Here is a 23,950-nt window from a genome sequence, read left to right on the forward strand (position 1 = left end):
CAGTGTGGTGCGCTACCAGCTGCGCCACGGCCCCTTGCTGTCGTCCCGGTTGCCCGGGCACTGGAAGAACTATACACACGCCCCTGGGCATGGTCATCTCGCGGGGGTGCCCGCCGCCGCCCGTCAGTTCAGCGCCACGTCCGGCGGAAAGTGGGCGACCGCGGCCATCATGCCGCCCTGTCGGCGCAGCACCATCGGCCACAGGTCGTCGGGGCGGTCGACGAACGCGTCACCGGGCAGCGCGTCGAGCACGAACCAGGAGCCGTCCTCGATCTCCTGCTCCAGCTGCCCGGTGCCCCAGCCCGCGTAACCGGCGAAGACCCGGATGCTCTGCACGTTCTCCCGCAGCCGGTGCGGGTCGACCGACAGGTCGAGCGTGCCCACCGCGCCGGAAACCTGGTGGAAGCCCTTGAGGCGGCGCACCGGCGGACGCATCCGGGCCAGGCAGATCGCGGAGTCGGGCTGCACGGGGCCGCCCTCGAACAGCACCGCCGGGTGGCGGGCCAGGTCGCCCCAGTCGCGCAGCACGTCCGCGACCGGCACCTCGGTGGCCCGGTTGAGCACCACACCGAGCGCACCGCCAGGCTCGTGCGCGACCAGGAGCACGACCGTACGGTCGAAGTTCGGGTCCTTCAGCGCCGGTGTCGCGACCAGCAGTTTCCCGGTCATCGACTCCGTCGCCCGCCCGCCGATCGCCTGCCCCTCTCCCTGCATCACGCGCACCCGTCAGTCGTGCACAGCGAGGCGGAACCGGTCACACTCGTCGACGGTGGGCCCAACCGGTGACATCCGCGCTGTCATCGCCATGCCTGGCACCATAGCTTGCGTCCCCGACCCAGGCGAAGATCTGAGCGTCGGGTGATCGACAGACGGAACGGACGGGGCTGGCGGCACCGGTGGCCGACTCACCATCCGTGCGGTGGCACCGCACCAGGCGGCGGGGGAAGCCAGCGCCGGAGCAGTGGCGAAATGCCCTGTACACCCGAGTAGCCCCGATACATTCAGTAGCGATGGCAACGGTCCGCGACACCACCTACGACCTGCTTCGGGCCCTGGGCATGACCACAGTCTTCGGTAACCCCGGCTCCACCGAGGAGCCGTTCCTGCACGCCTTCCCCGACGACTTCCAGTACGTGCTCGCGTTGCACGAGGCGTCCGCGGTGGGCATGGCAGATGGTTACGCTCAGGTCACCGGGGCTCCGGCACACGTCAATCTGCACACGGCGCCGGGCACCGGAAACGCCATGGGCACCATCGTCACCGCCTGGCACAACCGGACCCCGCTGATCGTCACCGCCGGCCAGCAGACCCGGGAGATGCTGCTGCTCGAACCCCGGCTCACCGCCCGCCATCCCACCGAACTGCCCCAGCCGTACGTCAAGTGGGCCCACGAGCCGGTCCGGGCCCAGGACGTCCCGGCGGCGCTCATGCGGGCGTACGCCACAGCGGTCCAGCCGCCGACCGGCCCGGTCTTCCTCTCCCTGCCGCTCGACGACTGGGCGCAGCCCGCCGACCCGCCGCCACAGGTCCGTACGGTGGCCACCCGGTTCGCTCCCGATCCGGAGCGGCTGCGTCAGTTCGCCGCGGCACTGGCGACGAGCCGGTCGCCGGCGCTTGTGTTCGGTGCCGCCGTGGACCGGTCCGACGGGTGGGCGGCCGGGGTCGCCCTGGCCGAGCGGCTGGTCGCCCCGGTCTGGTCGGCCCCCGCACCCGAACGGACCGCCTTCCCCGAGAACCACCCGTACTTCCGGGGCGTGCTGCCCTTCGCGATCGGCCCGTTGGCCGAGCAGCTCCGGGGACACGACACCGTGCTCGTGGTCGGTGCCCCGGTGTTCCGGTACTACCCGCACGTACCCGGCGAGACGCTGCCCGACGGGGCCCGACTGCTGCACGTAACCGACGATCCGGAGGAGGCGGCCCGGGCACCTGTCGGTGACAGCCTCCTCGGCGACGCCGGGCTCACCCTCGCCGCGCTGGCCGATCTGGTGCCACCGGCGGACCGGCCGCCACCTGCCGCCCGGCCCGCACCGTCGCCGGTGGAGAATTCGGTCCCCCTCAGCGCCGACGCACTCTTCGCCGCGCTGGCCCGGCACTGGCCCGAGGACGGCGTCCTGGTGCAGGAGTCCCCGTCCAACCTGTCGGCGTTGCGTCGCCGGTTGCGGTTCGACACCCCCGGGTCGTACTTCACGATGGCCAGCGGGGGTCTCGGCTACGGCCTGCCGGCGGCCGTCGGCATCGCGCTGGCCCAGCGCGACACCGGCCGCCACCGGCCGGTGGTCGCGGTGATCGGCGACGGCTCGTTCCACTACTCGGTCCAGGCTCTCTGGACCGCCGCCCAGTTGCGGCTGCCGCTCGTCGTCGTCGTTCCGGTGAACAAGCAGTACGCGATCCTCAAGGCGTTCGCCGAACTCAAGCAGACCCCAGGGGTACCCGGCCTGGACCTGCCCGGCATCGACGTCACGGCGATCGCCAGCGGCTACGGCTGCGCCACCACTGTTGTCGACACCGCCGATCGGCTCGGCGAGGCGCTGGCCACGGCGCTCCGGTCCGACGGGCCGACGGTGCTGCCGGTGCCGATCCGCACCGACGTGCCGCCGATCCTCTGAGCGGGCGTGTCCGGTCAGCTCGCGGCGAAGCGCAGCGGCGACGCGCTGACCACGTCCAGGACCGGACGGGATCCCAGGGGTGCCCGCAGCGTCACGGCCACCGGCTCCAGCTTGAGCATGTCGTCGCAGACGCCTGTCGACCGCACCACCGTGCCACCGACCACCACCAGATGGTCGTGTTCCTGCACCAGCGGAGTGATCCCGGTGTCGCAGCTGCCGACACCGAGCCGGAAGGTGAGCGTCGCACCGTCGACGGATTCGATGTCCTGCGCGCTGACCAGGTCCTGTGGCGCGGGCGTGGCCGGCGCGACCGGCTCGGGCAGGGCATCGACGGCGTCGTCTGCGACAGCGACCCGGGCCACCACGGCGTTGATCTCCTCGACGGTGAACAGCCATGCCGGCACCTGCGCCTCGCCCCGGGTGGTGTGCACCGGCGCGGAGCCCAGTTCGACGTTGGTGACGGTGAGCGGGATGCAGGCGGCCTGCGGCTCGCTGCTCACCGGAGCGTCCGGCCCGTCGGGCGGGTTGGCCGGTGGCGGCGTACCCGGGTCCTTCGGTCGCCCTGGACAGGGTGGCGGGTCACCCTTGTCGATCTGCCGGTACGCCTCGGCTGCGGTGACAAGTGGCACGCGGAGTTCCCCGTCGGCGAAACGGACGGTCCCGTCGTCGGGCCGCCCGGACGGCAACGGCACCTGCTCCCGGTACCAGCCGGCGTGGAAGGCGAGCTTGGTCTCCTCGGTGAACGCGGGGTCGCCGAGGAGCACCGTGGGCTCTTGGAGCGGCACGTAGCTGGTGGTCCACTCCGCACCCGGACGCCACGCCTGCGCGACAGCCGTGGCCCGCTGCTCGAACGCCTCGTGCCGGTCGGTCGGGAGGCCCGGACCTGTCGGTTCGCTGCCCGCCGGGGCGCAACCAGCGGCCATCATCAGCAGTGGCAGGCCAACAAGGGCGAGGGTGCGGCGCATACCGGTCTGACGGCGCGGCACTGCGACTGGTTCCCGGGCCGGCGAAAGACGACTGCGCGCCCCGGTCAGTGACCGGGGCGCGCAGTCAGGTGGTGGAGGTGCCGGGAATCGAACCCGGGTCCTTCGCCGCCTTGTCAGGGCTTCTCCGAGCGCAGCTCGCTGTGCCTCTACTCGGCCCCTCCGATCACGCGAGCGAGTCGGTGTGACGGGCCCAGTCGCTGATTGATCTCGCCGCACGGACCCCGCGACCGGGTCCGATTGGCCAGCCTTCTAGCTGATGCCGGCTATCTGGGTCGAAGGCGCTCCCAGGCCGACAGACTTGCTACTCGCCTCAGGCGGCGAGAGCGAAGTCAGCGCGATTGTTCTTGGCGCTTATTGGTTTCCGACGAACGATTCTCGAGACGACGTCGGCTTCCTCGGCTCGCTTCCCCTGCCGCAACGTACGAAGTCGAAACCAGTCACCCCCTCGACAGGCCGCCGGGTTCCGGCGGCTCCGACAAGCCTAACGCCTGCCGCAACCGGATTCATCCCGAGCCCACGGCGACGCGCCAGCGCGGGATGATCCGGACAAATCAGTCGTTCATCCCCTTGCCTCGCCGGCCCACCGCCCGTTGGATCTCCCGGTCGGCGTCCCGCTTGGCGAGGTCCTGGCGCTTGTCGTACGCCTTCTTGCCCTTCGCCAGGCCGATCTCCACCTTGGCCCAGCCGTCGGAGAAGTAGACCTGGAGCGGCACCAGGGTCAGCCCGCTCTCCCGGAGCTTGCCGATCAGCCGGTCGATCTCCAGCCGCTTGAGCAGCAGCTTCCGGGTACGCCGGGGCTCATGGTTGGTCCAGGTGCCCTGCACGTACTCGGGGATGTGCATGCTGTGCAGGTACAGCTCGCCGTCCCGTTCCTGGGCGAACGCGTCGACAAGTGAGGCTCGCCCGGCCCGCAGCGACTTCACCTCGGTGCCGGTGAGCGCCATGCCCGCCTCGTACGTGTCGAGGATGGCGTAGTCGTGACGCGCCTTCTTGTTGGAGGCGACGACCTTGCGCCCCTTCTCCCGTGGCATCGCCGCGCCACCTCCCTTTCGTTGCCGTCCCTGGCCGACCTGGCCGGCCGCAGAGCGGAGATCATGCTACCCGAACGACAAGGGCCCTCCCGCGCCGTTTATTCCAGCACGGAAGGGCCCTTGTCCGGCGCGGGCGGGAAGTCCCCGCAGCCCGCGCGGAAGACGCTAGACCCGCAGGTAGAAGCGGAGCGTGACCCAGGCGGTGACCGCGCTGATCAGACCGCCGACCCCGGCCATCACCGGGAAGGTCAGGAACACCTCGCCCCAACTCACCGGCGCGAAGAGCCCTTGCAGGGCGCTGAGCGCACCGTCGAAGAGGAACACCTTGAGCGCGGCCAGCGCGCCGAGGCCCAGGATCGAGCCGATCAGACCGGCGACCACCGCCTCCAGCACGAACGGTGCCTGGATGAACCAGTTGGACGCGCCGACCAGCTTCATGACCGCGACCTCACGGCGCTTGCTGTACGCCGCGACCTGGATGGTGTTGGCGACAAGCAGCAGCGCGGCGACGGCCATCGCGATCGCGGCGACCAGGGCGATGTTCTGCCCGGCGGTGAAGAGGTTGAAGATCTTGTCGAGCACCTGACTCTGGTCGACCACCTGGTCGACGCCCTCGACCGCCGTGTACTGGTCGGAGATGGTCTTGTACTCCTCCGGGTTGACCAGCTTGAGCCGGTACGACTCCGGAAGCTGGTCCGCCTTGACCGCGCTGAGCAGGTCCGGCGAGTCCCGGAACATCTCCTGGAAGCGCTGGAAGGCCTCGTCCTTGTTGACGTACGTGGCCTGCGAGATCAGCGGGTCGGACTCCAGCTGGGCAGCGATCGCGCTGCGCTGCTCGTCCGTCACGTCGGCGTTCAGGAAGATCGAAACCTCGATGTTCTCGAAGTACAGCTGCTTCATGTCCGCGACCTTCGTGTAGATCAGGCCGCTGGCGCCGAGCATGGTCAGCGAGACCGCCATCGTGATGATCATCGCGACGGTCATGGTCACGTTGCGCCACAGTCCGACCAGTACCTCGGACATGACGTATTTCATCCGCATCGGGATTTCCTCCGGCTCTCCGGCGTGAGGTGTTCGTCGTCAGATCGGGGTGCGGTGGGGGTAGGTGCCGTCACCCGTAGACGCCGCGGGCCTGGTCGCGAACGATGCGGCCGCTCTCGATCTCGATGACCCGACGGCGCATCTGGTTCACGATGTTGGAGTCGTGCGTGACCATCACGACGGTGGTGCCGGTGCGGTTGATCCGGTCCAGCAGGCGCATGATCTCGATCGAGGTGTCCGGGTCCAGGTTTCCGGTCGGCTCGTCCGCCAGCAGGATCAGCGGACGGTTCACGAACGCCCGGGCCACCGCCACACGTTGCTGCTCACCGCCGGAGAGCTCGTGCGGGTAGCGGTGCTCCTTGCCACCGAGGCCGACCAGTTCCAGCACCTCCGGCACGACCCGGCGGGCCACCGCCTTGGTCTTGCCGATCACCTCCAGCGCGAAGGCCACGTTCTCGTACGCGGTGCGGTTGGGCAGCAGCCGGAAGTCCTGGAAGACGCAGCCGATCGAACGGCGGAAGTGCGGGCGCTTCCAGGACCGCATCGACGTGACGTCCTTGCCGTTGACGACGACGCGGCCCTTGTTGGGGACCACCTCGTGCAGCAGCATCTTGACGATCGTGGACTTGCCGGAGCCGGATGGGCCGATGAAGAAGACGAACTCGCCCTTGTCGATCGACACGGACACGTTGTCGAGCGAAGGCCGCGACGCCTTCGGGTACGTCTTCGTCACTTGCTCAAGCTGAATCACGGGTGGTGAGTCTACGCCGTGTAACTGCGGTGCCAAGTCCCACGCCCCGCCGTTGCGGGGCAAGTCATCAAATCAGCACGTCAGGTGGAGATCGACGGCGCGCTCCGCCCACGATCGGTCACGCTCGGTCGCCGGCCAGTTGCTGCTGCTTGCGCCAGCGGATCCCCGCCTCGATGAACGAATCCAGCTCACCGTCGAATACCGAGGTCGGGTTGCCGGTCTCCTGCTCGGTCCGCAGATCCTTCACCATCTGATACGGGTGCAGCACGTACGAACGCATCTGGTCGCCCCAGGAGCCGGCGGCGTCGGTCTTGAGGCCCTGGAGCTTGGCCTGCTCCTCCTGACGCTTGCGCTCCAGCAGGCGGGCCTGGAGCACCCGCAGCGCGGAGGCCTTGTTCTGCAACTGCGACTTCTCGTTCTGGCAGGTCACCACGATGCCTGTGGGAATGTGGGTGATCCGCACCGCCGAGTCGGTGGTGTTGACGCTCTGCCCGCCCGGGCCCGAGGAGCGGTAGACGTCGATCCGCATCTCGTTCTCGGGGATGTCGATGTGGTCGGTCTGCTCGACCACCGGCAGCACCTCGACCCCGGCGAAGCTGGTCTGCCGCCGCCCCTGGTTGTCGAACGGGCTGATCCGCACCAGCCGGTGGGTGCCGGATTCCACGCTGAGCGTGCCGTACGCGTAGGGGACCTTGACCGTGAAGGTGGCCGACTTCAGGCCGGCCTCCTCGGCGTACGAGGTCTCGTAGACCTCGGTGGGGTAGCCGTGGCGTTCGGCCCAGCGGAGGTACATCCGCAGCAGCATCTCGGCGAAGTCGGCCGCGTCCACGCCGCCGGCGCCCGCCCGGATGGCCACCAGCGCCTCCCGGGAGTCGTACTCGCCGGAGAGCAGCGTGCGGACCTCCATCTCCTGGATGGCCTTGGTCAGCCCGGTGATCTCCGACTCAACCTCGGTGAGCACCCCCGAGTCGGACTCCGCCTCGGCCAGCTCCAGCAGCACGTGCGCGTCGTCCAGCCGCGCCCGCAGGCTGCCGAGCTTGTCGATCTCGCCGTTGACGTACGACAGCTGCGAGGTCACCTGCTGGGCGCGGGCCTGGTCGTCCCAGAGGTCCGGGGCGGACGCCTCCTGCTCCAGGCGGGCCTTGTCCTCGCGGAGACGGTCGAGGTCGAGCACCGCCTCGATGTTGCGCAGGGTGGCGTCGAGTTCCTTGAGCTGTTCGGAGAAGTCGGCAGCGGTCACGACAGACAAGGGTACTGCTCGGACGAGGAGTGAGCTTGCGAGCCCCGCAGTCCGAGCCAAACAAACCCAGCTCGGACGAGGAGGCGGGCCCGGCGGCGGCCTCAGCCGGCGGCGGCGCTCTTGAGCCAGGACAGGGCGGCGCGGTGGTACGCCACGGCGAACTCCAGTGCGCTCGCGTCGTACGTGTCGCCGTCCTTCTTGGCGTTCTTGACCTGCTCGCGGACCCGGGCCAGCGCGTCCGTGTGGTACTCGTTGGCCGCGGCCTGGAGGTTCTTCAGCTGACTCGGGGAGTGCAGGTTCCCGAAGGCGATGCGCAGGGCGATCGGGTTGCGGATGGTGTCCCGCCCCGGATCCTCGGCCAGCCAGCGGGAGAATGTCCGTTTTCCGGCTGCGGTGATCGCGTACGGCTGACTCATCCGCGGCCCCGGCTTACCCAACCGGACGAAACCTCGCTCGGCCAGTACCGGCAACTCGCGGTAGACCTGGCTTCGGGTCATCGACCAGTACGGCGCCAGTCGGCGCTCGGCGGCGGCCATCAACTGGCCACCTGTCATGGGACCCTCATGGAGCAGCCCGAGCAGGGCCGCCGCCGTGGGGTTCACTCCGGATTCCGCCATGCCCCTCACGCTGCCACTTTGCCGGGCCGGCGTCCAGGATTTCCCCTTTTCGCCACCCGTTGGGGTTTCCTATGTGCACTGTCGGCGCGCGACGGTCCATCCGCACCGGCCCGCCAGGCGTCCCCCGGCCGCCCCCGGCCCGGCTCACCGGGCGCGGGGTCGACAAGGGCCCCTCCTGACTCATCCTGCAAGGCGTCGGGTCGGGGCTTGTCGTTACATTTTCAGCCCATGTGTGGGTAGGTGTGGTCGGTAGGCGGAACGAACGTCTCCTTGATCGTCCGGGGGGACGTCCAGCGGACCAGGTTGTGCCAGGAACCCGCCTTGTCGTTGGTGCCGCTGGCCCGGGCACCGCCGAACGGCTGCTGCCCGACCACCGCACCTGTCGGCTTGTCGTTGATGTAGAAGTTGCCGGCCGCGTACCGCATCTTCTCGGCCACCGCGTCGACCACCCGGCGGTCGGTGGCGAAGATCGACCCGGTCAGGGCGTACGGGGCGATCGCCTCGGCCTGCGTGACCACCTCGTCGAAGCGGGCGTCGTCGAAGACGTGCACGCCGAGGATGGGACCGAAGTACTCGGTGGTGAAGGTCTCGTGCGCCGGGTCGCCGCACTCGAAGATCGTCGGTCGGACGAACCAGCCGACCGAGTCGTCGGCGGTGCCGCCGGCGATGATCCGGCAACTGTCGTCGGAGGTGACGAGTTCGAGGGCGGCGGTGTGCCGGGCGTACGCCTTGTCGTCGATGACCGCGCCGCCGAAGTTGCGGAAGTCGGTGACGTCGCCGTAGGCCAGCCCGTCGGCGGTGGCGGCCAGCCGGTCCCGCAGGCCACCGTCCCAGAGCGAACGCGGGACGTACGCGCGGGAGGCCGCCGAGCACTTCTGCCCCTGGTACTCGAAGGCACCCCGGATCAGCGCGGTGTGCAGCGCGTCGACATCGGCGCTGGAGTGCGCGACCACGAAGTCCTTGCCGCCGGTCTCGCCGACCAGCCGGGGGTAGCCGCGGTAGGTCGCGATGTTCTCGCCGACGGTGCGCCACAACTGCTGGAAGACCTTCGTCGACCCGGTGAAGTGGATGCCGGCCAGGTCCGGATCGGCGAGCACCACGTCGGAGACATCCTCGCCCCGACCGGTGACCATGTTGATCACGCCGGGCGGCAGCCCGGCCGCCTCGAACAGGCGCATGGTGAAGTGCGCGGCGAACTGCTGGGTCGGGCCGGGCTTCCAGACCACCGTGTTGCCGAGCAGGGCCGGCGCCGAGGGCAGGTTGCCGGCGATGGCCGTGAAGTTGAACGGGGTGACCGCGTAGACGAAGCCCTCCAGCGGCCGGTGGTCGAACCGGTTCCACACGCCTGGCGACGACATCGGCTGCTCGGCCAGCAGGTTGCGGGCGAAGTGCACGTTGAACCGCAGGAAGTCGATGAACTCGCAGGCCGAGTCGATCTCGGCCTGCACGGCGGTCTTCGACTGGCCGAGCATGGTGGCCGCGTTCAGGGTGTCCCGCCACGGTCCGGAGAGCAGCTCGGCGGCGCGCAGGAAGATCGCGGCCCGCTCCTCGAAGGGCAGTGCGCGCCAACCGGGCGCGGCGTCCTTGGCGGCCTTGACCGCCGCCCGCGCGTCGTCGTGGGTGGCGTGCCCGGTCACCCCGAGCACGTGTGCGTGCTTGTGCGGCTGGACCACAGGGATCGGCTCGCCACCGGCCATCCGCTGGTCACCCGCGATGGTCATCGGCAGGTCGATCCGCTCGGCGGCCAGCTCGGTGAGCCGCCGCTGGAGACGTTCGCGGTCGGCGCTACCCGGCTCGTAGGTGCGCACCGGCTCGTTACGCGGCTCGGGTACGGAGAACACGGCGTCCATCAGGGCTCCTGGCGATCTCGACGGCGATGGCGAAACCGGCCCCGTAGTGGCGGGACCTGCGCCAATCTTTCCACGCCCGGCGTCGGACGAGCACACCACGGCCACCGGCAGACCATTGATCAGGAGGCAGCCCAGGCCCACCGGAACCGATTCGTACCCGAAAGGGACATGTAGCCGAAGGAATGCAGGCCCTGCGGGCTTCCGGCTCCCGCCTGCCCCGGCCGCGTACGCTGGGTTGCCGGTGACGTTCCGGCCCGGTCGGGCCCGGCGGCGAAGGGGAGACCATGAGCAACGAGCCCGGAGGGCCGACCGCCGCTCAGCCCGACCAGTCCGAGGCCGTTGAACCGGGCGTCGACGACCACCCGACCACCGGCCGGCCGGCGCCCGCACCGGGAGCGGCGGCGCTGGCGTTGCTGGCCGCCGGCTGGCTGGCCGCGATGCTCTGGTCGACCCGGGAGGCGATCAGCTCGGCGACAGCAGGCGTCACGGCTGTCAGTCTCTCCGCCTTCGCGCTGCCCGGCGTGATCTCGGCCGCGCTGGTGGCCGGCGCGGCCGTCGGGCTTGCCGCAGGTGAACCGGTTGCCCGCCGGACCGAACGGGTGACCCTGCGCTTCGCGGTGGCGGTCGGCGCCGGCCTGCTCGTCGGACTGCTCGCCGCGCTCGCGATCGACCTCAGCTACGCCGGTGATGTCACCACCCGCACGATCGCCGGCACCACTGCCGCCGCGGCCGTCATCGGCGGCGCGCTCGCCGGTGCCCGCAACGGTGCCGTGGTGGGAGCCGTCGCCGCCGCCGCACTTGGCACCCTGGTGTTCGTGGTGGCCTTCAGCGTGGCCCGGGATCCGCTGTTCAACCTCTTCGGTGCCGGCGACAGCCAGCAGTCGCTCGTCAACGCGGCCAGTTGGGTCTCCCGGACCGAGTCCCTGCTGGCCGGGCTCATCGCCGGCGGGTTGGCCTTCGGCTATCTCACCTGGGCGCGGCGACGGGCCGTACGCGACGGCGGCGGGGCCGGACCGCGCTGGCCGGCGTACCTGGTGGCGGGCGCGGGACCGGGCCTGCTGCTCCTGCTCACCGAGGTGATCATCCGGATCGGCGGGCGTTCGCTCATCGACCTGGCCGCCGCGCTCAGCGAGGCGGACGCGGTCGCGCAGACCTCACTCGGCACGTCGCGGGTGGACAACGCCATCTGGGTGTTGTTCGTCGGCGCGTTGACCGCAGTGGTCAGCTTCGGCCGTACGCTCGGCTCGCCCGCCGACGACGAGGCGTAGTCGGCGGCCCGGGCGGCGGTCAGCTCTCCGCGGCGGTGGCGCGGAGCAGCGATTCCAGCTCGCTGGGGTCGTACCACTCCAGTTCGTGGTCCTCGGCACCATCGACAGTGAACTGGGCGTCGGGGTCGCCGGCCAGAGCCTCCAACACCACCTGGACGGCGGCGGCGACGTCGGTGGCGGCGTCCACCCCGTCCATGTGCACGGCAGCGACGGCCGCCACCGGCACCGGGCCGCGCAACGCCACGACGCTGGAGCCCAGTTCCCCGTCGCCCCGACCGATCGCCGTGGCGGGCAGGTCCGCCGAGACGACCACCCGTCGACGGGGCGCGGCCGGGTCGTGCCGGATCAGTTGCAGGGCGTCCTGGGCGGCTCGGGTGAAGGCGACGTACTCCAGCTCCTCCTCGTCGCCTTCCGCGTACCACTCCCGCAGCGTCGGGGTGACCGCGTGCGCCTGCGTCGCGGCGAGTCCCTGCTCCGGCAGTCTGGCCAGCATGGGCACGGTCGCCGGCACGTAGACCCGGACAAGCTGGTCGGTCACCGTGGTCTCCCCCGCTCTGCTCCGCCCGGCGGCGACACCGCCGGGCAGGCGTACGGCCCTGCCCGTTCGCCCTGACCGTCATACACCCCGTACCGCTTTCGTGGAAGTTCCGGCGGTTGGCCGGTGTGTCCCGCCGGGCGGGGAGCGGATTGGTCGGAGGTGCCGTCCGGTGGCAAACTGAGGCGAACGACGTCAACCCGGGGAGTTCTGGTGGAACCGAGGTTCCTGCTCCTGTCCGACGTGGCCACCGAGCTGAACGTGTCGGATTCGCAGGTCTACCACATGGTGCGCAGTGGCGAGCTGCCAGCCATCAAGATCGGCGGCCGGGGGCAGTGGCGGGTGGAGCGTGCTCGCCTGGAGGAGTACATCGAGCGCAAGTACGCGGAGACCGCCGAGTGGGTACGCGGCAACCCGCTCGCCGAACGCGATCCCGAGGAGCGGTAGGACCCCTGCTGCGGCATTGACCGCCAGCTCTGCCGTGCCGGAGAATCAAGGTTGTCGAAGGCAAACGAAGGCAAACGCAATCTAAAGCGCTTGACGGCAGGGGGTAGCGCGATGACCGACCTCCGGCGGCCCGGGCCGACGCGCCCACCCGTGCGGCTGCGGCCGGCACCCGCCTTCGAGCCGCCCTCGGTCGACGAGGAGGCCGCCGGGTGGCCCCGCCCGACCGACGGTCAACTCGCTCTCGACCTCTTCGCCACCGGCCGCCACCTGTCGGTCGGCCGTGGCCCGGAGCGGCCACCGCCGTCGTCGGGCGCCATCCGCTCCGGCCGCCGGCCGATCGCCCCGGGCGCGCCGAGCTCCGGTGAGACCGGGCGGCCCACCGGGGACGGTGGGCCGGGCTGGCCCGTCGGCGGGGTGGCCGGGCGCGGCCAAGACCCGACCCGACACCTGCCGCCCGAGGCGCTGGCCACGGCCACCGCGGCGGCCACCCGGGTCGCCCACCGCTTCGTCGCCACCTGCCTGGAGGTGTTCAACGGCTTCCGGCCCCCGGTGCAGCTACGGCGTCAACTCGACCCGACCCGGGCCGCGGTGCTGCTACCCGAGCTGGCCCGCGCCACCGCCCACGCGGCACCGCCTCGGCGACGCTCAGCGCGCCCCGGGGTGCGGCTGCGACGGCTCCGGGTCTGCGAGCCCCGCCCCACCGCCATCGAGGCAGCGGCGGTGCTCACCGGTTTCGGTGGGCGCAGCTGGGCGATGGCGCTGCGGCTGGAGCACCGGCGCGGCAGTTGGCTCTGCACCGACCTGCGGGTCCTGTGACCTGCCGCTTTCGCGGGCGCGCACCCCGCCGCCGGTTCACCGGGATCAGACGAGCTCGCGCCCGATCCCTGACCGGGTGACCCATGGTCGGGGCCGGTCGATCCTGGATCGGGCGCGAGCTGCGGCGCAGGTGAATCCTCAGCTGGCCGAGGTGCCGCCGGGGGCACCGTGGCAGCGCTTGTACTTACGGCCCGAGCCACAGGGGCACGGCGCGTTGCGGGAGGGGCCGTTGCTGGCGCTCGCCTGCCCGGGTGCGGGCTGACGGGCGCTGCTTACCGGAACCGCCGGGCCGCGCAGGCCGCCGGCCGGACGCTGCGGCGCGGTGGGTGCCGTCCGCCCCGGTCCGGCGGGTGCGGCCTGCTCGGGGCGGCCGATGCCGAGCGCGGGAGCCCGCTGCTCCTCACGCTGGACGGCGACGCCACCGGCACCGGCCTCACCGTCGATTGTCGGCGCGGAGTACTGAAGACCCTGCTGCTGCGGCGCCCGCCCCAGGCCCTTGGCCCGGATCTCCACCGGCTTGTCCAGCAGCTGGACCTCCTCGGCCTCGGGCTCCGGCTCGTTGACCTGCACCTCGAGGTTGTAGAGGAAGCCGACAGTCTCCTCCTTGATGCCGTCCATCATGGTGGCGAACATGTCGAAGCCTTCGCGCTGGTACTCCACCACCGGGTCGCGCTGGGCGTACGCCCGCAGCGAGATGCCCTCCTGGAGGTAGTCCATCTCGTAGAGGTGCTCACGCCACTTGCGGTCGATGACCTGGAGCAGCACCATCCGCTCCAACTGCCGGGTGCCCTCGGCGCCGAGCTGCTCCTCACGCCTGTCGTACGCGGCGTTCGCGTCCTCCTTGAGCCGGGAGAGCAGGAAGTCCGCGTCGATGCTGGCCCGCGACCCGCCGGCCTCCTCCTCCAGCTCCTCGATGGTGATGCCCACCGGGTAGAGCTGCTTGAGGCTGGACCAGAGCTGCTCGAGATCCCAGTCCTCGGCGTAGCCGTCCGAGGTGGCCCCCCGCACGTACGCCTCGATGGTGTCGTCGATCATGTTGCGTACCTGGTCGGAGAGATCCTCGCCGTTGAGTACCCGCAGCCGCTCGGCGTAGATCACCTGGCGCTGCTTGTTCATGACCTCGTCGTACTTGAGGACGTTCTTACGGATCTCGGCGTTCTGTCCCTCGATCTGGGCCTGGGCGCTCTTGATCTGGCGGGTGACCATCTTCGACTCGATGGGCACGTCCTCCGGGATGTTGAAGCGGTCCATGACCGCCTCCACCGCACCGGAGCGGAACCGCTTCATCAGCTCGTCCTGCAGGGACAGGTAGAACCGTGACTCGCCCGGGTCGCCCTGCCGGCCAGACCGGCCACGCAGCTGGTTGTCGATCCGCCGGGACTCGTGCCGCTCGGTGCCCAGCACGTAGAGCCCACCGGCGGCGGCGACCTCCTCGGCCTCCGCGTCGCAGGCCTGCTTCCACTTCGGCAGCACCTCTTCGAGGGCCTTGTCGTACTCCTCGGCGTTCTCCAGCGGGTCCAGCCCGCGCTGGCGCAGCTCGTTGGCCGCGAGGAACTCGGGGTTGCCGCCGAGCAGGATGTCGGTGCCCCGGCCGGCCATGTTCGTGGCGACCGTGACCGCGCCCTTGCGCCCCGCCTGCGCGACGATCTCCGCCTCCCGGGCGTGGAACTTCGCGTTCAGCACCGAGTGCGGGATGCCCCGGCGGGTCAGCAGCCGGGCCAGGATCTCGGAATTCTCCACCGAGACCGTGCCGACGAGCACCGGCTGACCTGCCTGGTGCCGCTCGGCGATGTCCTCGATCACCGCGTTGAACTTGGCCTGCTCGGTCTTGTAGATGACGTCAGCCCGGTCCTCACGGATCATCGGCCGGTGGGTCGGGATGGTCACCACGCCGACCTTGTAGACCTTGTTGAACTCGCCCGCCTCGGTCTGCGCGGTACCGGTCATGCCGGCCAGCTTGTCGTAGAGGCGGAAGTAGTTCTGCAGGGTGATGGTGGCCAGGGTCTGGTTCTCCTGCTTGATCTCCACCCCCTCCTTGGCCTCGATCGCCTGGTGCATGCCCTCGTTGTAGCGGCGACCGTGCAGGATGCGGCCGGTGAACTCGTCGACGATCAGGACCTCGCCGTCGCTGACGATGTAGTCCTTGTCGCGCTTGTACAGCTCCTTGGCCTTGATCGCGTTGTTCAGGTAGCCGACGAGCGGAGTGTTCACCGACTCGTAGAGGTTGTCGATGCCGAGCCGGTCCTCGACCTTCGCCACGCCCCGCTCGGTCACCGCGATGGTGCGCTTGGAGTAGTCGACCTCGTAGTCACCAGCGCCGTCCTTGCCCGACTCGAGACGGGCCACCACCGCGGCGAACTCGCCGTACCAGCGGGCGGAGTGCTCGGCCGGGCCGGAGATGATCAGCGGGGTACGGGCCTCGTCGATCAGGATCGAGTCGACCTCGTCGACCACCGCGAAGTTGTGACCGCGCTGGACCAGCTCGTCCTTCGACCAGGCCATGTTGTCGCGCAGGTAGTCGAAACCGAACTCGTTGTTCGTGCCGTAGGTGATGTCGCACTCGTACGCCGCGCGGTGCTCGACCGCCGGCCGGTTGGGCAGCACCACACCGACGCTCAGGCCGAGGAACTCGTGCACCCGGCCCATCCAGGCGGCGTCGCGCTGGGCCAGGTAGTCGTTCACCGTGACCACGTGCACGCCCTTGCCGGACAGCGCGTTGAGATAGACGGGCATCACCGAGGTGAGGGTCTTGCCCTCACCTGTCTTCATCTCGGCGATGTTGCCGAAGTGCAACGCCGCGCCGCCCATCACCTGCACGTCGTACGGCCGCTGGCCGAGCACCCGGGCCGCCGCCTCCCGGCAGACCGCGAACGCCTCAGGCAACAGGTCGTCCAGGGTCTCGCCGTCGGCGAGGCGTTCCCTGAACTGCTCGGTCATGTCGCGCAGCTCATCGTCGGTGAGGTTGACGTAGTCGTCCTCGATCGAGTTGACGGCGGCGGCGATCGCCTTGAGGCGGCGCACCATGCGCCCCTCGCCCGCGCGGAGGACCTTTTCCAGAATCGACACGGATCAACGCTCCCCTAGACAGTCTCGAACCATCGTAGGCGTTCCATCGGGCCGATGGTCACTGGTGGCGGTGGTCGGCCATCGCGAAACCGACATAACACTCCCCGCTCCCGTCCGCGTCCCGGTTATCCGGTTACGCCGTGGGCGAACGATCCGGCACGATGACTCGGGTGGAGCCCGTGGAGATCATCGAGGACGGCCTGGTACTGCGACAGTGGCGGGCGACCGACGCCGACGCCGTGTACCGGGCCTGCCAGGATCCGGACATTCAGCGTTGGACCACCGTACCTCGCCCGTACCGGCACGAACATGCGCGGAGCTTCGTCGCGGACCGGGCCCGGCAGTGGGAACTCGGCACCGCCGCGCCCTTCGCGGTCTGCGACGCCGCCACCGGCGAGTTGCTCGGTGCCTGCGGGCTGAACACCATCGACCGCCACCACGAACTCAGCGAGATCGGGTACTGGACCGCGCCGTGGGCGCGTGGACAGGGCGTCGCCGTCCGGGCCGTCCGGGCGGTCGCCCGGTGGTCCTTCGACGAGCTGAAACTGCGCCGGCTGCTCTGGGGCGCCCAGGTGGGCAACCACGCCTCCCGGCTGGTCGCGCTCCGGTCCGGTTTCCGGATCGAGGGCCGGCTGCGGGCCGCCGACCCGGCGGGCGGCGCCCACGAGTGGTTCGGCTCACTGCTGCCCGGTGACGTACCGGCATCCGGCGAGGTCGGTCCGGCCGGTCAGGGCACCCTGGACGCCCGACGCGCTGTCGTCTTCGGCCGGCCGCAACCGACCCTGTTCGCCACCGCCGGCCCGCAGGAGTTGAGCCTGCGCCCGATGGAGGAACGCGACCTCGACGCGATCGTCACCACCTGCCAGGACCCGGAAACGCTGCGCTGGACGACAGTGCCGGAGAACTACACCCGCCCGGACGCCGAGGATTTCCTGCGGTTCGTGCGGGGCACCTGGGCCTCGGGCACGTCCGCCAACTTCGTCATCGCCGACGCCACGGACCGCTACGCCGGCTCGGTGGACCTGCGCCTGTCGCCTACCGATCCGCTGCTGGCCGACGTCGGCTTCATGACCGCGCCGCACGCCCGGGGGCGTGGTTACCAGCCGGCGGGCCTCGCGGCGCTCTGCGCCTGGGGCTTCACCGCCCTCGGGCTGGCCCGGATCGAATGGCGGGCAAACGTCGGCAACGTCGCCTCCAGGCGGGCCGCCGAGAAGGCGGGCTTCGCGATGGAGGGCACCGCTCGCGGGGCCCTCAACCACCGGGGCGCCCGCATCGACGCCTGGGTCGGCGCGCTGCTCGCGCAGGACCTGTCATGACCGCACCGCGCCGGAGCGAGCAGCGGATCGACGCACCCGGGGTGCGGCTGCGGCCGTTCCACCTCGGCGACGTGGACGACGTCGTCGCCGGTTGCGCTGATCCGCTCACCCAGCGGTTCCTCGACGGCCTGCCCGACCCGTACACCGAGGCCGACGCCCGCCTGTGGATCACGGAGAGCGCGCCGGCCGCCTTCGCCGGTGGCGGGGCCGCCTACGCCATCGCCGACCCGACGACCGACCGGCTGCTCGGCACCGTGGGTCTGAGCCATGTGGTGCCGCAGCGGAGCCAGGCCGAGATCGGCTACTGGGTGGCACCGTGGGCGCGCGGCGGCGGGGTGGCGACCGCCGCCACCCGGGCCCTGTCCGAACACGCGTTCGCCACCGGCACCGCCCGGTTGGAGCTGCTCACCCGGGTGGAGAACACGGCAAGCCAGCGGGTCGCGCTGGCCGCCGGCTTCCGTCCCGAGGGGGTACGCCGCTCCGCGTTGGCCGTTCGAGGCGGCGGCCGGCGGGACCGGATGGTGTGGGTACGACTCTCCGACGACCCGCCCGGACCATTGAGGCGACTCCTGCCGGACCTGCCCGACGGCCGGCTCACCGACGGGGTGGTCATGCTGCGCCGGCTCGGGCCGGAGGACACCGAGCAGACGTACCGCCTGCACAGCGACCCGGAGGTGGTGGCCAGCCGGGTGCCGCCGGGGGCACCGACCCGGGACGAGATCGAGCGACGCTGCCACGGTGCGGAGAGTCAGTGGCTGGTCGGCACCGCCGCGGCCATGACCATCCTGGACGCCGTCTCGGGGGAGTTCGCCGGCAACTGCATGCTCCTGCCCGACCAGCCCGACAGCGGCCAGGCGATGATCGGCTACAGCCTGCTGCCGCAATGGCGCGGACGCGGCCACGCCACCCGCGCCGTACGCCTGCTCACCCGGTGGGGGTTCGACCACGTCGGCCTGTCCCGGCTGTGGGCCGGCACCCTGCCGGAGAACGCCGCCTCCCAGCGGGTACTGGGAAAGGCCGGCTTCCGGCGGGAGGGGCTGCTCCGCGGCCGACTGCCCGGCGCGGCCGGCAGCCGCGTCGACTCCACTGTCTACGGACTGCTACCGACGGATCCGATCGGCTGACGAGAACCAGTGGTGCGGGCGGGCGGCCCAGGTCCGGTGCTGCGCCGGCGACCCGGGTCGGTGGTGCCGACCCGGGCCGCCGTGCCGGTCAGATGTCCAGCGAGATGATGCCGTAGTCGTAGGCGTGCCGCCGGTAGACCACGCTCGGGCGGCCGGACTCCTTGTCCTGGAACAGATAGAAGTCGTGGCCCACCAGCTCCATCTGGAACAGGGCGTCATCGATGGTCATCGGCTCGGCCGGGTGCACCTTCTCCCGGGCGATGTGCCACGGCTGGTCGTCGACGTACTCTTCCTCGGGCCGCTCGGCCACCGCCGTGGCGGTGCTGGTCTCCGCGGCGCTGCTGGTCTCCGCGGGGGCGGAGAGCGCGGGGAGGTCGGCCACCGGCAGGCCGGCGGTCGCGGCGGCGACCGACAGCGGCGCGTGCCGGCCACGGTGTACCCGACGCCTGTCGGCCGCGCGACGCAGCCGGGAGTCGAGCTTGGCGATCGCCGAGTCGAGCGCGCTGTAGAAGTCGCTGGTGCAGGCCTCGGCCCGAATCACCGGGCCACGCGAATAGCAGGTGATCTCCACCCGCTGGCAATGATCGGCCTGGCGCGGATTGCGCTCGTGGAACAGTTCGACATCGACACGAATGAGCTTGTGGTCGTAGCGTTCGATCTTCGCAAGCTTGTCTGCTACGTGCACCCGGTAATGATCCGGCACTTCGACGTTACGGCCCTTGACCACGATGTCCACGTGACCTCCCTCGTTCGGACGGTCTTCGATCCGGAACTCCGGTCGCGCCCGGGGGACGGCCCCATTCGGCGTCGACCGGTCAATACGGCTACGCCTCCTCTCACCGCCGGGGGCGGGTGGGATGACCTTCCTACCCCCGACAGCCAAACGCTAACTCCTGTTAGCCCGACAGTCACCCCCGGTTGCCAAGACCACCCGGAGAATTTCCACACCTCATACACGAAGGGGTGAAACGGAAACACGATCGGTCACTGTTGGTGCCTTTTCTGTGTCGCAGCCAGCACCGCCGCTCCGATCGGCGACAGCCCACGCACGGTAAGTACGCGACTGACCGCCGCGAGGGTCGCCCCGGTGGTGACGATGTCGTCCAACAGCACCACCCGCGACCCGGCAACCGCCGGGCCACGGCCCGACCGGGCCCGGAAGGCGGCGGTGGCCGCCGCTGCCCGGCCCGCGCTGTCCAGCGTGGCCGAGTCCGGTCGGGGCAGGGCGCGTACCGCGTTGTGCACCCGCACCGGCCAACCCGCCGCCCGAAGTCGGCGGGCGCAGTGCCGGGCCAGCCGGCCCAGGTGGTCGCCGTAGCGGGCCCGGGCCGCCGCCGGGGTGTCCGGCACCGGCACCAGCAGCACCGGCCCCACCGGACCGACCGCCGTGGCGACGACCTCGGCGAGCAGCGCACCGAGTGGCCGGGCCAGGCCGTGCCGGCCGTGTTCCTTGTACGCCAGGAGCGTCTCCCGCAACGGCCCGCCGTACGGACCCAGGGCGTGACAGGGCGGCAGCCCCGCCGGGGCCGGGACCGGCCGCACCGGCCCCGGGCGCAGCGTCCGTAGCGCGTCGACGCAGTCCGGGCACACCCCGTGCCGCAGCCCCGGGCGGCGTTCCCGGCAGCCGGCGCACTCGATGGGCAGCAGCAGGTCGGCCAGGTCCGCCCAGAGCCCGCCCGTCACGGTCTGCTCAGTAGAGGAAGACGGGTGCGGTGGGGTTGCCCGGCCGTACGCCCGCCGGCGGGGGTGTCACGTCCTGAACCTGCTCCCGGTTGATCCGCTCGAACGGGTTGCTGCGGTACGCCACCCCGTTCGCCTCGTACATGAACGAGCCGGCAAGCGGGGACCGCTCGGGGGTGGCGGGGTACGCGGCGAGGTGGTCGACCTGGCTGCCGGTGTCCTCCCGCAGCGGGGTCTCCAGCGCACCGTCCACGCTCACCTCGTAGATCGCCGGCCGGCCGGCCGAGCCGGCCACCAGCAGGCGGTTCGCCGCCGACCAGTCCACAGCGGTGGCGCCGGTCAGCGAGCTGACCAACCGCCGGGCCGGGCCCACCGTCGGCACCCCGCCCTCCCAGTTGATCGTGGCGACATGCAGCGCGCCGTCGACGATCAGCGCGAGCCGGTGCCCGTCCAGCGCCGCCGCCACGGCGCTGACCCGGCCCGGCAGACCGAGCTGGACCTGCCGGGTCGCCGCCTGGTCGTCGAAGCGGTAGAGCCGGCCGTCGGCGACCACCAGGCCGGCCGGGCGGGTACCGTCGCTGCGGATCCAGACCGGGCGGCTCATCGCGGCGTACCGGGTGGGGCCGGTGGTGAGGGTTTCCACAGCGCCGCCGCCACGGCCCACGGCCAGCCGCTGCCGCCCGTCCTCACCTGCCACCACGACGGCGGCCAGGACGTCCGTGTCGACGCGACGCAGCCCGGCGGAGACGATGCTCCGGTTCACCTCGGGGGCGACCGGCACCGAGCCGGCGGCCTCGCCGGCCACTGTCAGCGAGTGGATGGCCCCCTCGTAGACGCAGTATCGGCGGGCGTTGACGTCGATCAGGTCCAGCGGGTTCAGCCGGCGCTGCTCCTCAAGGTTGATCACCTTGCGGGACTGGTTGAGGATCTTCACCTCGACGGTGCCGTGCAGTTCCCGCAGCGACCACGCCAACTGGGTGCCGAGCTGCTCCAGCCGCCGCTCGTCAGCACCCGGCATGTCGAGGTTGACCTCCCACCGGCCGTCCGAACCGGTGGCATTGTTGATCATTTCGGTGCGGTCGGGCAGACCGGAGACGCCGACCCGCAGCCACTCCGAGGGGCCGGCGGTCAACCACCGGATCACCTCGCTCACCCGGCGCTCCGCCGGCACGGCAGAGGAGAGGTACCGCTGATCGGGTACCAGCCGGGTGCGGTCGGAGTTCCAGAAGTAGATCGCCTCCGCCTGGTAGAACCGGCGCAGCGCGTCGTCGCTGAGCAGCAGCACGTTCGGCGGGTCGCTGACGTAGTAGCCGGCGTCCTCATCGCCCACCGGACCGGCACTGACCAGCCGGAACTCGTACGTCGACTCGGTGGCCACCGGCGGCACCAACATGCCGTTGGTCCGCAACAGGCCGACCTGCTGCACGCTGATGGTGACCTTCATGCTGTCGACGTCCGGTTCGATCACCGGATCGTCGGTGAGCCGCACCACCGACAGCGCCACCTCGCTGCCCTGCTTCTCCGGCAACCCGCTGCGTTCGGAGGTGGCGATGAACCGCTTGACCCGCTCGTACGCCCGGTCCGGCTCGCCGGCCGCCGCGGCCAGGAAGTTGCGCACGAACGCCTCGGCGTCGCTGCCGCTGGCCTCCCGGGTCGGCGGCTCGGTACCGCGCCCCAGCGACCAGTTCGTCTCCGCGGCCGGGCCGCGCTGCTCGATCTGCACCTCGCTGCGGTCGGGGATCCCGCACCCGGCGGCGACGGCCAGCACCAGCGCGCCGCCGAGGGCTCCGGTCAGCAGTCGACGCCTCACGAGCCCACCTCCGCGCGCCGCTGCTCCGCAGGCGGTGTCGGACCGGGCGCCGGGCCGATGGCGAGCGCGCCAGCCGGGCCGGGCCCGATGGCCAGCAGTCCCCCGGCGGGCGTGCCGCCGAACGGCAGGTCGGCGTCGGCCGGCACCAGTCGCAGCGGCGAGGTGGTCAGCCGGTCACCAGCGCGCGCCGGCAGGGTGAGCCGGAACTGCGCGCCCTGCCCCGGTGCGCCCCACGCCTCCAGCCAGCCGCCGTGCAGCCGGGCGTCCTCCAGGCTGATCGACAGGCCCAGCCCGGTCCCGCCGGTCTGCCGTGCCCGCGACGGGTCGGCCCGCCAGAACCGGTTGAAGACCAGCTTCTCCTCGCCCGGCTTGAGCCCGACGCCGTGGTCGCGGACGGTAAGCGCGACGGCTGTCTCGTCCATTCCCAGGGTGATCCGCACCGGCCGGCCCTCGCCGTGCTCGACAGCGTTGCCGACCAGGTTGCGCAGCACCCGTTCGACCCGGCGCGGGTCGATCTCGGCGATCACCGGGGCGGCCGGGACGTCCAGCTCGATGGCCACCCCGACCCGCTCGGCCAGGCCGGCCAGCCGGTCGGCCACCCGGTGGACCACAGGCACCAGGTCGGTCGGCTCGGCGTCGAGCACCGCGAAGCCCGCGTCGAACCGGCTGATCTCCAGCAGGTCGGTGAGCAGTTCCTCGAAGCGGTCCAGCTCGGCCTGGAGCAGCTCGGCGCTGCGGGCCACCGCCGGATCGAACCCGTCGCGCTCGGCGAAGATCAGGTCGGCGGCCATCCGTACCGTGGTCAGCGGGGTCCGCAGTTCGTGTGAGACGTCCGAGGTGAACCGGCGTTGCAGCCGGGACATCTCCTCCAGGCGCAGGATCTGCCGTTGCAGGTTCGTGGCCATCTGGTTGAACGAGGCGGCGAGCAGCGCCAGGTCGTCCTCACCGTTGACGGCCATCCGCTGGTCGAGCAGGCCGGCCGAGAGTCGCTGGGCGGTCCGGGCGGCCACCCGTACCGGGATCACCACCAACCGGGTCACCAGCGCGGCGAGCAGACCGAGCAGCAGCACCAGGGCGACTCCGGTGGCCACCACCGTGGCCCGCGCCTGTGCCGCCGTGGCGTCCTGCAGGGTGAGCGGCACGAAGTAGTAGAGCTCCACCTGGCCGAACCGGGTCGGCACCGGGGAGCCGTAGACAAGGTACTTCCGCTCGACGTCGCCGGTGAGCCGGCCGGTACGGATCTGGTTTGCCACGTTGCCGTCGGCGACCGCCGCGCGCAGCTCGGGGCTGATCAGGGGCCGGACGTCCGCCGACGGCGAGGTGCGCGCCTCGATCACCCCGGGCCAGTTCTCCGCGGTGAGGGCCACCACCACGCCGCTGTTCTGCTGGGGGTCGCCGCCGGCGAGATAGGTGACGGTGCCGTCGATCGTCTCCTGGAGCTGGGCCTCCTGGGGCTGGCTGTAGAGGCTGAACTGCTTCGCCGCGTACTCCGCGCCGTTGAGCAGCCGCAGCTGGACGTCGGTCTTGGCGTTGTCCAGCAGGATGCTCGTGATCTTGTCGGCGATCAGGTAGGCGAACCCACCGACCAGCAGGCTGGACGTCACCAACGTGATGGTCACCACCCGCACCTGCAACGAGCGACGCCAGGTCTGGTGCAGCCGCGCCAGCGACCGGGCCAGCCGACCACTGACCCCACGCCACAACTCCCATCCGGGGCCACGCCGGCGGGAGGTCGGGTCGAGATCGGGGATCGGGGAGGTGGTCAC

20 protein-coding genes and 1 other RNA gene are annotated in these 23,950 nt (G+C 71.0%); 6 read left to right on the forward strand and 15 right to left on the reverse strand.

Features of this window, described 5'->3' with window-relative positions:
• Nucleotides 1–123 precede the first annotated feature (123 nt).
• The gene (locus tag Van01_RS30735) at nt 124–714 is read right to left on the reverse strand and encodes a YqgE/AlgH family protein (RefSeq protein ID WP_204015059.1); all 591 of its coding nucleotides are present in this window, start codon (nt 712–714) and stop codon (nt 124–126) included.
• A gap of 296 nt (nt 715–1,010) precedes the next feature.
• Here Van01_RS30735 and mdlC point away from each other — a divergent pair, with 296 nt between their 5' ends.
• Nucleotides 1,011–2,606, forward strand: coding sequence for a benzoylformate decarboxylase (gene mdlC / locus Van01_RS30740; RefSeq protein ID WP_204015061.1), 1,596 nt, complete (start codon nt 1,011–1,013; stop codon nt 2,604–2,606).
• Between the two features lie 14 nt (nt 2,607–2,620).
• Here mdlC and Van01_RS30745 read toward each other — a convergent pair whose 3' ends face one another.
• The 8 genes from Van01_RS30745 to pruA form a co-directional block, all read right to left on the reverse strand.
• Nucleotides 2,621–3,571 carry a hypothetical protein gene (locus tag Van01_RS30745; RefSeq protein ID WP_204015109.1) on the reverse strand — a complete coding sequence of 317 codons (951 nt, stop codon included), beginning with the start codon at nt 3,569–3,571 and terminating at the stop codon, nt 2,621–2,623.
• Nucleotides 3,572–3,661: 90 nt separating this feature from the next.
• Nucleotides 3,662–4,037, reverse strand: a transfer-messenger RNA (tmRNA) gene (gene ssrA, locus Van01_RS30750).
• A gap of 106 nt (nt 4,038–4,143) precedes the next feature.
• Nucleotides 4,144–4,623: an SsrA-binding protein SmpB gene (smpB, locus tag Van01_RS30755; RefSeq protein ID WP_093406601.1), complete on the reverse strand. Its 480-nt coding sequence runs from the start codon at nt 4,621–4,623 to the stop codon at nt 4,144–4,146.
• A gap of 165 nt (nt 4,624–4,788) precedes the next feature.
• On the reverse strand, nt 4,789–5,664 hold the full coding sequence (gene ftsX, locus Van01_RS30760) for a permease-like cell division protein FtsX (protein WP_204015063.1): 876 nt from the start codon (nt 5,662–5,664) through the stop codon (nt 4,789–4,791).
• A gap of 70 nt (nt 5,665–5,734) precedes the next feature.
• Complete coding sequence (gene ftsE / locus Van01_RS30765) at nt 5,735–6,415, reverse strand: cell division ATP-binding protein FtsE (protein WP_093406596.1); 681 nt, start codon at nt 6,413–6,415, stop codon at nt 5,735–5,737.
• 118 nt (nt 6,416–6,533) lie between these two features.
• Nucleotides 6,534–7,655 (reverse strand): peptide chain release factor 2, encoded by a 1,122-nt coding sequence (gene prfB / locus Van01_RS30770; protein WP_204015065.1) that lies wholly within the window; start codon nt 7,653–7,655, stop codon nt 6,534–6,536.
• A gap of 101 nt (nt 7,656–7,756) precedes the next feature.
• Nucleotides 7,757–8,272, reverse strand: a complete 516-nt coding sequence (locus Van01_RS30775) for a PadR family transcriptional regulator (RefSeq protein WP_204015067.1) — start codon at nt 8,270–8,272, stop codon at nt 7,757–7,759.
• Nucleotides 8,273–8,493: 221 nt separating this feature from the next.
• Complete coding sequence (pruA, locus tag Van01_RS30780; RefSeq protein ID WP_204015069.1) at nt 8,494–10,122, reverse strand: L-glutamate gamma-semialdehyde dehydrogenase; 1,629 nt, start codon at nt 10,120–10,122, stop codon at nt 8,494–8,496.
• 284 nt (nt 10,123–10,406) lie between these two features.
• On the opposite strand from pruA, the gene Van01_RS30785 reads away from it, so the two are divergent.
• On the forward strand, nt 10,407–11,390 hold the full coding sequence (locus Van01_RS30785; protein WP_204015071.1) for a hypothetical protein: 984 nt from the start codon (nt 10,407–10,409) through the stop codon (nt 11,388–11,390).
• 19 nt (nt 11,391–11,409) lie between these two features.
• Here the strand turns inward: Van01_RS30785 and Van01_RS30790 are convergent, their stop codons facing one another.
• A complete protein-coding gene (locus Van01_RS30790; protein WP_204015074.1) occupies nt 11,410–11,928 on the reverse strand; it encodes a DUF6912 family protein in 519 nt (172 codons plus the stop codon).
• 207 nt (nt 11,929–12,135) lie between these two features.
• On the opposite strand from Van01_RS30790, the gene Van01_RS30795 reads away from it, so the two are divergent.
• Nucleotides 12,136–12,372: a helix-turn-helix domain-containing protein gene (locus tag Van01_RS30795; RefSeq protein WP_199172207.1), complete on the forward strand. Its 237-nt coding sequence runs from the start codon at nt 12,136–12,138 to the stop codon at nt 12,370–12,372.
• A gap of 111 nt (nt 12,373–12,483) precedes the next feature.
• Nucleotides 12,484–13,188: an Rv3235 family protein gene (locus tag Van01_RS30800; protein ID WP_204015077.1), complete on the forward strand. Its 705-nt coding sequence runs from the start codon at nt 12,484–12,486 to the stop codon at nt 13,186–13,188.
• Nucleotides 13,189–13,326: 138 nt separating this feature from the next.
• On the opposite strand, the gene secA is transcribed toward Van01_RS30800, so the two are convergent.
• Nucleotides 13,327–16,254: a preprotein translocase subunit SecA gene (gene secA / locus Van01_RS30805; protein WP_204015080.1), complete on the reverse strand. Its 2,928-nt coding sequence runs from the start codon at nt 16,252–16,254 to the stop codon at nt 13,327–13,329.
• A gap of 161 nt (nt 16,255–16,415) precedes the next feature.
• Between secA and Van01_RS30810 the strand changes: the two genes are divergently transcribed.
• Together Van01_RS30810 and Van01_RS30815 are read left to right on the forward strand one after the other, a co-directional pair.
• Complete coding sequence (locus Van01_RS30810) at nt 16,416–17,570, forward strand: GNAT family N-acetyltransferase (protein ID WP_239099397.1); 1,155 nt, start codon at nt 16,416–16,418, stop codon at nt 17,568–17,570.
• Nucleotides 17,567–18,694 carry a GNAT family N-acetyltransferase gene (locus tag Van01_RS30815; RefSeq protein ID WP_204015086.1) on the forward strand — a complete coding sequence of 376 codons (1,128 nt, stop codon included), beginning with the start codon at nt 17,567–17,569 and terminating at the stop codon, nt 18,692–18,694. The genes Van01_RS30810 and Van01_RS30815 overlap by 4 nt, the downstream gene beginning before the upstream one ends.
• Nucleotides 18,695–18,782: 88 nt before the next feature.
• Here Van01_RS30815 and hpf read toward each other — a convergent pair whose 3' ends face one another.
• The 4 genes from hpf to mtrB form a co-directional block, all read right to left on the reverse strand.
• Nucleotides 18,783–19,430, reverse strand: coding sequence for a ribosome hibernation-promoting factor, HPF/YfiA family (gene hpf, locus Van01_RS30820; RefSeq protein ID WP_204015089.1), 648 nt, complete (start codon nt 19,428–19,430; stop codon nt 18,783–18,785).
• Nucleotides 19,431–19,678: 248 nt separating this feature from the next.
• Nucleotides 19,679–20,341, reverse strand: a complete 663-nt coding sequence (locus tag Van01_RS30825; RefSeq protein ID WP_204015112.1) for a ComF family protein — start codon at nt 20,339–20,341, stop codon at nt 19,679–19,681.
• A 43-nt stretch (nt 20,342–20,384) separates the two neighbouring features.
• Nucleotides 20,385–22,184: an LpqB family beta-propeller domain-containing protein gene (locus Van01_RS30830; protein ID WP_204015092.1), complete on the reverse strand. Its 1,800-nt coding sequence runs from the start codon at nt 22,182–22,184 to the stop codon at nt 20,385–20,387.
• Nucleotides 22,181–23,950: an MtrAB system histidine kinase MtrB gene (mtrB, locus tag Van01_RS30835; protein ID WP_204015095.1), complete on the reverse strand. Its 1,770-nt coding sequence runs from the start codon at nt 23,948–23,950 to the stop codon at nt 22,181–22,183. The genes Van01_RS30830 and mtrB overlap by 4 nt, the downstream gene beginning before the upstream one ends.

It is taken from the genome of Micromonospora andamanensis, from assembly GCF_016863495.1.
Classification (GTDB): Bacteria; Actinomycetota; Actinomycetes; order Mycobacteriales; family Micromonosporaceae; genus Micromonospora; species Micromonospora andamanensis.